Origin of the sequence: Pseudomonas sp. NPDC089530 (genome assembly GCF_050280705.1) — a bacterium.
Classification (GTDB): domain Bacteria; phylum Pseudomonadota; class Gammaproteobacteria; order Pseudomonadales; family Pseudomonadaceae; genus Aquipseudomonas.
The window spans coordinates 1-7,568 of sequence record NZ_JBNNVU010000154.1; the positions used below are offsets into that span (position 1 = coordinate 1).

Genomic DNA, 7,568 nt, shown 5'->3' on the forward strand with positions numbered 1-7,568 from the left:
CCAGGCAATCGGCGTATTCGGCGGGGGTCTTGTTCGTCTGCAGGACCAGCGTCGGGTCGTTCGGCGCCGAGGCGCAGCCGGCCAGCACCCAGGCCCGTGAAGACCTGATCGCCCGTACCTTCGAATCGTTGCGCGGGGCGAAGAAAGCCATCGTCCACCTGTACAACGCCACCAGCCCGTCGTTCCGCCGCATTGTCTTCAACCAGGACAAGGCCGGCGTGAAAGAGATCGCGGTGAACGCTGCCAAGCTGTTCGTCAAATACGCCGCCCAGCAGCCGGAAACCCAGTGGCAGTTCGAATACTCGCCAGAGACCTTCAGCGCCACCGAGCTGGAGTTCGCCAAGGAAGTCTGCGACGCGGTGGTCGAAGTCTGGAACGCGACCCCACAGAACAAGGTGATCCTCAACCTGCCAGCCACCGTCGAAGTGGCGACGCCGAACATCTATGCCGACCAGATCGAATGGTTCTGCCGTCACATCAACCGTCGCGACAGCGTGATCATCAGCCTGCACACCCACAACGACCGTGGTACCGGCGTGGCCGCCACCGAGCTGGGCCTGATGGCCGGCGCCGACCGCGTCGAAGGCTGCCTGTTCGGCAACGGCGAACGTACCGGCAACGTCGACCTGGTCACCGTGGCCCTGAACCTCTACACCCAGGGCATCGACCCGGAACTGGACTTCTCCGACATCGACGGCGTGCGCAAAGTGGTCGAAGAGTGCAACCAGATCCCGGTGCACCCGCGTCACCCGTATGTCGGCGACCTGGTGCACACCGCGTTCTCCGGCTCGCACCAGGATGCGATCCGCAAGGGCTTCGCCCAGCAGAAGTCCGATGCGCTGTGGGAAGTGCCGTACTTGCCGATCGACCCAGCCGACATCGGCCGCAGCTACGAGGCGGTGATTCGCGTCAACAGCCAGTCGGGCAAAGGCGGTATCGCCTACCTGCTGGAACAGGAATACGGCATCAGCTTGCCGCGTCGCATGCAGATCGAATTCAGCCAGGTGGTACAGCGTGAAACCGATCGTCTGGGCCTGGAAATGACCGCCCAGCAGATCCACGCCCTGCTCCACAGCGAATACTTGCAGGCCAACACGCCGTACGCGCTGGTCAGCCACCGCCTGCAGGAAGAAAACGGCCACAGCGCCGTGGAAGTGGAAGTGTCCGGCAAAGGCCAGGGCGAGACCAACCTGCACTGGCGCGGCAAGGGCAACGGCGCCCTGGAAGCCCTGGTGGCCGGCTTGCCGGTTCCGGTGGAAATCATGGACTACAATGAGCACGCCATCGGCGCGGGCACCAACGCCAAGGCCGCCGCCTACATCGAACTGCGGGTGAACGGCGAACGTGCGGTGCATGGTGTGGGCATCGATGAAAACATCACCACCGCCAGCTTCAAGGCGCTGTTCAGTGCGCTGAACCGCTCCCTGAGCCAGACGGACGCCAAAGCCGCATAACCGCTTCACGAGCACAAAAAAGCCCCGGTTGATCCGGGGCTTTTTTGTGCGGCCGGTTTATCGCCTCATTCAGGCGGTGGTATTGATCCGCGCCGTCATCGCCTGGAGCAAGGCGGCCTGCAACACCTGCAGGTTGCTGGCCGTGACGGCGATCTGCGCCTGTACCTCCATCGCCTGTTGTACCTTCCGCTCTTCGTTCGCCTGCCCCTTCTGTACGCCGGACAACTGCGACTGCTGCTCGGTCAGGGTCTTTTCCGTCTTGTCGATCTGCTTCTGCAACTGCGCGACGAGATCGGTGCTGGTCGACCCGAGATCCGCCTTGGCGCCGTACTCCTGCATGTCGATACTCACCGCATCGCTATCATCAGCGAGGCGCCGATCCTGCTCTTCAAGCGGGCTGGCCGGCGGCTCGGCGATGTTGAGTTTCTGCGGCGCAGCGCCCAATGGGAATGGATTGATGCCCACGGCACCGATACTAGTCATGATGAATCTCCCTGAAAAACTCTAATCCCTTAACGGCCCATCCCTGGTGTTCTTTAAGCCTGGGTGAACTCGAAGGTGTCGGCATCGAGATAGGCCGGGAAGCGCGCCCGATAGGCTGCCAGCTCCGCGGCATCCAGACGGACCTGGAACACCCCATCGGCCTCGCCGGCACTGAGCAGGGTCTCGCCCTGGAAATCCAGCACCTGACTATCACCGGTGTAGGCAAACCCCTTGCCGTCGATGCCAATCCGGTTGACCGCGGCCACATAACACAGGTTTTCGATGGCCCGGGCCGGCAGCAGGCGGTTCCAGTGCTGGCGCCGCGCCCCCGGCCAGTTGGCCGTATACAACAGCACGTCGGTATCCCGGGCATCGCGGCTCCACACCGGGAAGCGCAGGTCGTAGCAGATCAGCGGCCGGATACGCCAGCCTTTGAGCTCGAACTGCACCTGACGCTCGCCTGGCGTGTAGTGATCGTGCTCGCCCGCCATGCGGAACAGATGGCGTTTGTCGTAATGCCAGACCTCGCCATCGGGGCGCGCCCACAACAAGCGGTTACGGTGGCTGCCGTCGGCAACCTGGATAATCACGCTGCCGGTGATGACCGCGCCGAGCTTCGCCGCCTGATTGCGCAGCCATTTGCTGGTCGGGCCGTTCTCCGCCTCGGCGAGGGTTTCCGACTCCATGGAGAATCCGGTAGTGAACATTTCCGGCAGGATGATCAGGTCGGCGCCCCGAGCCTGCTCGAACAACGACTCGAAGTGTTCGAGGTTGGCCTGGCGATCGTGCCAGACCAGGGAGGTCTGGATCAGCGCCACATTCAGATTGGGCAAAGCACTCAGATCACGCATAGTTTTTCCGCCGCCTGACGCAGCGTCTCCTCGCGTTTGGCAAAGCACAGCCTTACCAGACGCTGCCCTTGCGGTGGCTCGCGGTAGAACACCGACACCGGAATGGTCGCGACGCCGTGCTCACGGGTCATCCAGACCGCCATCTCGACGTCATTCAGGTCCGGGCGGATCTGCGTGTAGTCCACCAGTTGAAAGTAAGTGCCGGCCACCCGGGTAAAGCTGAACCGCGAAGGGGCCAGCAGATCGCAGAACAGGTCGCGCTTGGCCTGGTAGAAACCGGGAAGCTCCTCGACATGTTCCGGGTGTTCGGCCATGTAGTCCGCCAGAGCGTACTGCAAAGGGGTCACGCCACAGAAGCTGACATATTGATGCACCTTGCGCAGTTCCGCGCTCAGGGCCGGCGGAGCGACCACATAGCCGGTTTTCCAGCCGGTCACGTGATAGGTCTTGCCAAAGGAACTGACCACGAACGCGCGCTGGTAGAGCTCTTCATGGGCCAGCACGCTGACGTGCGGAATGCCATCGAACACCAGGTGCTCGTACACCTCGTCGCTGACCAGGTAGATATCCCGATCACGAATCAGCGCCGCCAGCTGGTCCAGCTCCGCGCGACTGATCAGGGCGCCGCTGGGGTTGTGCGGAGCATTGAGAATGATCATCCGCGTCCGAGGGCTCAGCGCCTCACCCAGCTTCTGCCAGTCGATGGCGAAATCGTTCAGGCCCAGTTGCACATGCACGCAGCGGCCGCCGGCCAGCTCGACCGAAGGTTCATAGCTGTCGTAGCAAGGGTCGAAGACGATCACTTCGTCGCCGGCCTGGATCACCGTCTGGATGGCACAGAAGATCGCCTGGGTAGCCCCCGGGGTAATGGTCACCTCGGTATCGGCATTCACCTGCACGCCATAACTGCGGGCGATCTTGGCCGCCACCTGCTGCCGCAAGGCCGGCAAGCCGGTCATCGGTGCGTATTGGTTGTGGCCGCTGGCGATATGCCGGGCGACGGCATCGCGCAGGGCCTGTGGGCCATCGAAATCGGGAAAGCCCTGGGACAGGTTCAACGCTCCGGTTTCCACCGCGAGCTGTGACATTTGCGTAAAGATGGTGGTGCCGACATTCGGCAGCTTACTGGTGATCATGGGTGATTCCCTGCTGAACACCCGGCTCTACGGCGGCACGGGAGGCCCCGAGAATAGCCCAAACCACAGGCATGAAAAAGGGCGCCAGAGGCGCCCTTTTTCTTACCCAAAAACCTGCAGGAGCGAGCGTGTTCGCGCAGCACCGGAGCCGATCCACCGCTGCCGGAAAACCCGCCCCCGCAACGAGTCTCAGCGCTTGTCTCTGCGCTTCTTCTCGGCCTTTTTGTGGTGCGACATCAAACGACGCTTCTTGTTGACCTGACGGTCGGTGAGTGTGTTCTTGTTGCCTTCGTACGGGTTGTCACCGCCCTTGAACTCGATGCGGATCGGCGTACCGACCAGCTTCAGCACACGGCGGTAGGTGTTTTCCAGGTAGCGCACATAAGACTTCGGCACCTTCTCCACCTGGTTGCCGTGGATCACGATCAGCGGCGGGTTGGCACCACCCAGGTGGGCGTAACGCAACTTGATACGACGGTTGTTGACCATCGGCGGCGCGTGCTCGCTCACGGCGTCTTCGAGGATCTGCGTCAGGCGGCTGGTCGGCCAGCGGGTTACCGCGGACTTGAAGGAGTTCTGCACCGACTGGTAAAGGTTGCCCACGCCAGTACCGTGCAACGCCGAGATGAAGTGGATGTCGGCGAAGTCGACGAAGAACAGCCGGCGCTCCAGCTCGGTCTTCACATAGTCACGCTCGCGCGGGTCCATGCCGTCCCACTTGTTCAGGGCGATGACCAGGGCGCGACCGGCTTCCAGGGCGAAGCCCAGCAGGTTCAGGTCGTGGTCCACCACGCCTTCGCGGGCGTCCATGACGAAGATCACCACGTTGGCGTCCTTGATCGCCTGCAGTGTCTTGACCACCGAGAACTTTTCAACTTCCTCGTGGATCTTGCCGCGCTTGCGCACACCGGCAGTGTCGATCAGCGTGTACTTCTCATCGTTACGCTCGAAGGGAATGTAGATGCTGTCGCGGGTGGTGCCGGGCTGGTCGTAGACGATGACCCGGTCTTCGCCGAGCATGCGGTTGACCAGTGTGGATTTACCCACGTTCGGACGACCGATGATGGCGATCTTGATCCCGTCTTTCTCGCTCGGCCCTGGAATGCGCTTGGCTTCCTCGCCTTCGGCGACGACCTCTTCCTCACCCTCTTCGGGTTCGTCCGCGTCATCTTTCGGGAACTCGCCCAGGGCGATTTCCAGCATCTGCGAGATACCACGGCCGTGAGCGCCGGCGATCGGGATCGCGTCGCCCATACCCAGCGGGGCGAACTCGGCGCGCGCCATGTCCGGGTCGATATTGTCGACCTTGTTGGCGATCACGAACGAGGTCTTGTTACGGTTGCGCAGGTGCTCGCCGATCATCTGGTCGGCAGCGGTAAAACCGGCCTTGGCATCGACCAGGAACAGAACGACATCGGCTTCTTCGATGGCCAGCAGCGACTGCTCGGCCATCTTTTCATCCATGCCATGCTCGTCACCGGAGATACCGCCGGTGTCGATCAGAATATAGGTACGCCCTTGCCACTTGGCCTCACCGTATTGGCGATCACGGGTCAGACCGGACAGGTCGCCGACGATGGCGTCCCGAGTCCGAGTCAGGCGGTTGAACAAGGTGGACTTGCCGACGTTCGGTCGGCCCACCAGGGCGATTACGGGAACCATGCGGCTCTCCACTGCGTTAATTCAGAAAATACAAAAGCCGCTGCGTGGCAGCGGCTGGTGCTCGGGGCAGCACGCAAAGTGCTGCGAACCTTGCCAGGGCAAGGCCGCTTGGGGGTCAACCCCAAGCATAGTCAAACCATTACTTGATGGTCAGGGCTTCCAGTTTGCCGCTGTTGCCATACACGTAAATCATGTTGCCCACCACCAACGGGCGGGCACGCAGGCCGTCGCTGTCGATGCGCTCACGACCCACGAAACGACCGTCCACCTGGCTCAGCAGGTGCAGATAACCTTCCAGGTCGCCTACCGCTACATAGCTGGAGAAGACTTCCGGAGCCGACAGTTGGCGGCGAGCCAGCGAGTCGTTGCTCCACAGGGCAGTGGTGGAACGCTCATCGACGCTTTCGACCGTACCGGAAGACAGGCTCACATAGACGCTGCCAAAACCTTGAGCGACACCTGCGTAGCTGGAAGCATCGCGCTGCCAGAGCGGACGACCGCTTTCCAGGTCCAGCGCCGCGACACGACCCTGGTAGCTGGCGACATACAGGGTGCCACCGGACAGCAGCAGGCCACCGTCGATGTCGACCACGCGATCCAGCTCGGAACGACCTTGTGGAATAGCCACACGCTGTTCCCACACCGGCACGCCGTTGCGGATATCCAGGGCCACCACTTTACCGGTCGACAGACCGGCAACCGCCAGGCGGTTGGTGGTGATCGGCGCGCTGGTGCCACGCAGGGTCAGTACCGCCGGGGTGCTGTCGTAGACCCACATCTGGTTGCCGGTGGCGGCGTCGAGGCCGATCACACGGTCATCCTGGGTCTGGACCACAACCACATCGCCATTGGTGGAGGGCGGAGCCAGGACTTCACTGGTCACCCGCGCGCGCCACTTCTGTTCGCCGCTCGAGGCGTCCAGAACGACCACTTCGCCCTTGAGGGTACCGATCATGACCAGGCCGTAACCCACGCCAACGGCACCGGACACTGGCAACTCCAGGTCCTGTTTCCATTTGACGTCGCCGTTCATGCGATCCAGCGCCTCTACCACGCCAGTGACATCGGCGGCGTAGATGGTGCTGCCGTCGATCGCCGGCACCAGCATGTTGTAGGTTTCGCCCTGGCCGTCGCCGACCGAACGACTCCACTGTTTCTGCAGGACCACTTCTTCTTTGAAGTCGACCAGTTCGGCAGGAGGCAATTCTTTCTTGCTGTTGCTGCTGCAACCCGCGGCCAGAACGGCCAGAGCCAGCAATGCTGCATGTTTCCAACGGATCACGTCACGCATCCCCTTTGGCCAGGTCGTCCAGCTTGATTTGTAGGCCGCCGACCGCCGCTTCATCGGACAGCGCAGCCTTGGCTTTTTCGTATGCAGCATGGGCTTCGTCGGTACGGCCCAGTTGGACCAGCAGGTCGCCCTTGAGCTCTTCGCGAGTGGCCAGGAATGCCTTGTCGGCATCGCCTTCGAGCAGCTTCAGCGCTTCCTCGGCCTTGTTCTGTGCCGACAGCACCTGGGCCAGGCGCTGACGCGCGATCTCGCCCAGGGTCGAGTTGACCGGCTTGTCGGCGATGGCCTTGAGCTGGCTGGCCGCGTCGTCCAGCTTGCCGGTATCGACTGCCACCTTGGCCACGAACAGGCTACCGTACTGCGCGTAGGCAGTACCGCCGAACTCGCTGTTGAGCTTGCCGGCCAGGTCTGCAACGCGGGCTGCGTCCGGCTTGCCGTCAGGCGTCAGCGTGGTTTCCAGCAATTGCTGATAGAGCATCGAGGCGCCTTGCGACTGATTGCTCTGATACTTGTGCCAGGCCTGCCAGCCGAACACGATGACCAGCGCCAACAGGCCGCCGGTGACCAGGGGTTTGCCGTTACGCGTCCACCAGTCCTTCAAATCCGCCAGCTGTTCCTCTTCGGTACTCGACACCCCAATACTCCTTATTCGCTAAATCGGCTGTTTGACAGCTTCAACCCTGCACGACGC

Annotated in this window: 7 protein-coding genes; 1 reads left to right on the forward strand and 6 read right to left on the reverse strand. The window is 62.2% G+C overall.

The window, feature by feature from the left end:
• Nucleotides 1–1,454, forward strand: a 1,454-nt coding sequence (locus ACQKQA_RS29180) for a 2-isopropylmalate synthase (protein ID WP_427564650.1), incomplete at its 5' end; no start/stop codon positions are given.
• Nucleotides 1,455–1,523: 69 nt separating this feature from the next.
• Here the strand turns inward: ACQKQA_RS29180 and ACQKQA_RS29185 are convergent.
• The 6 genes from ACQKQA_RS29185 to ACQKQA_RS29210 form a co-directional block, all read right to left on the reverse strand.
• A complete protein-coding gene (locus ACQKQA_RS29185; RefSeq protein ID WP_427564651.1) occupies nt 1,524–1,937 on the reverse strand; it encodes a hypothetical protein in 414 nt (137 codons plus the stop codon).
• A 53-nt stretch (nt 1,938–1,990) separates the two neighbouring features.
• A complete protein-coding gene (locus ACQKQA_RS29190; RefSeq protein WP_427564652.1) occupies nt 1,991–2,788 on the reverse strand; it encodes an amidohydrolase in 798 nt (265 codons plus the stop codon).
• Nucleotides 2,776–3,924, reverse strand: coding sequence for a pyridoxal phosphate-dependent aminotransferase (locus ACQKQA_RS29195; protein ID WP_427564653.1), 1,149 nt, complete (start codon nt 3,922–3,924; stop codon nt 2,776–2,778). Before ACQKQA_RS29195 ends, ACQKQA_RS29190 begins: the two co-directional genes overlap by 13 nt.
• Before the next feature lie 189 nt (nt 3,925–4,113).
• A complete protein-coding gene (gene der, locus ACQKQA_RS29200) occupies nt 4,114–5,586 on the reverse strand; it encodes a ribosome biogenesis GTPase Der (protein WP_427564654.1) in 1,473 nt (490 codons plus the stop codon).
• Between the two features lie 139 nt (nt 5,587–5,725).
• Nucleotides 5,726–6,877, reverse strand: coding sequence for an outer membrane protein assembly factor BamB (gene bamB, locus ACQKQA_RS29205; protein ID WP_427564655.1), 1,152 nt, complete (start codon nt 6,875–6,877; stop codon nt 5,726–5,728).
• Nucleotides 6,870–7,511, reverse strand: coding sequence for a YfgM family protein (locus tag ACQKQA_RS29210; protein ID WP_427564656.1), 642 nt, complete (start codon nt 7,509–7,511; stop codon nt 6,870–6,872). The genes bamB and ACQKQA_RS29210 overlap by 8 nt, the downstream gene beginning before the upstream one ends.
• Nucleotides 7,512–7,568: the final 57 nt, after the last annotated feature.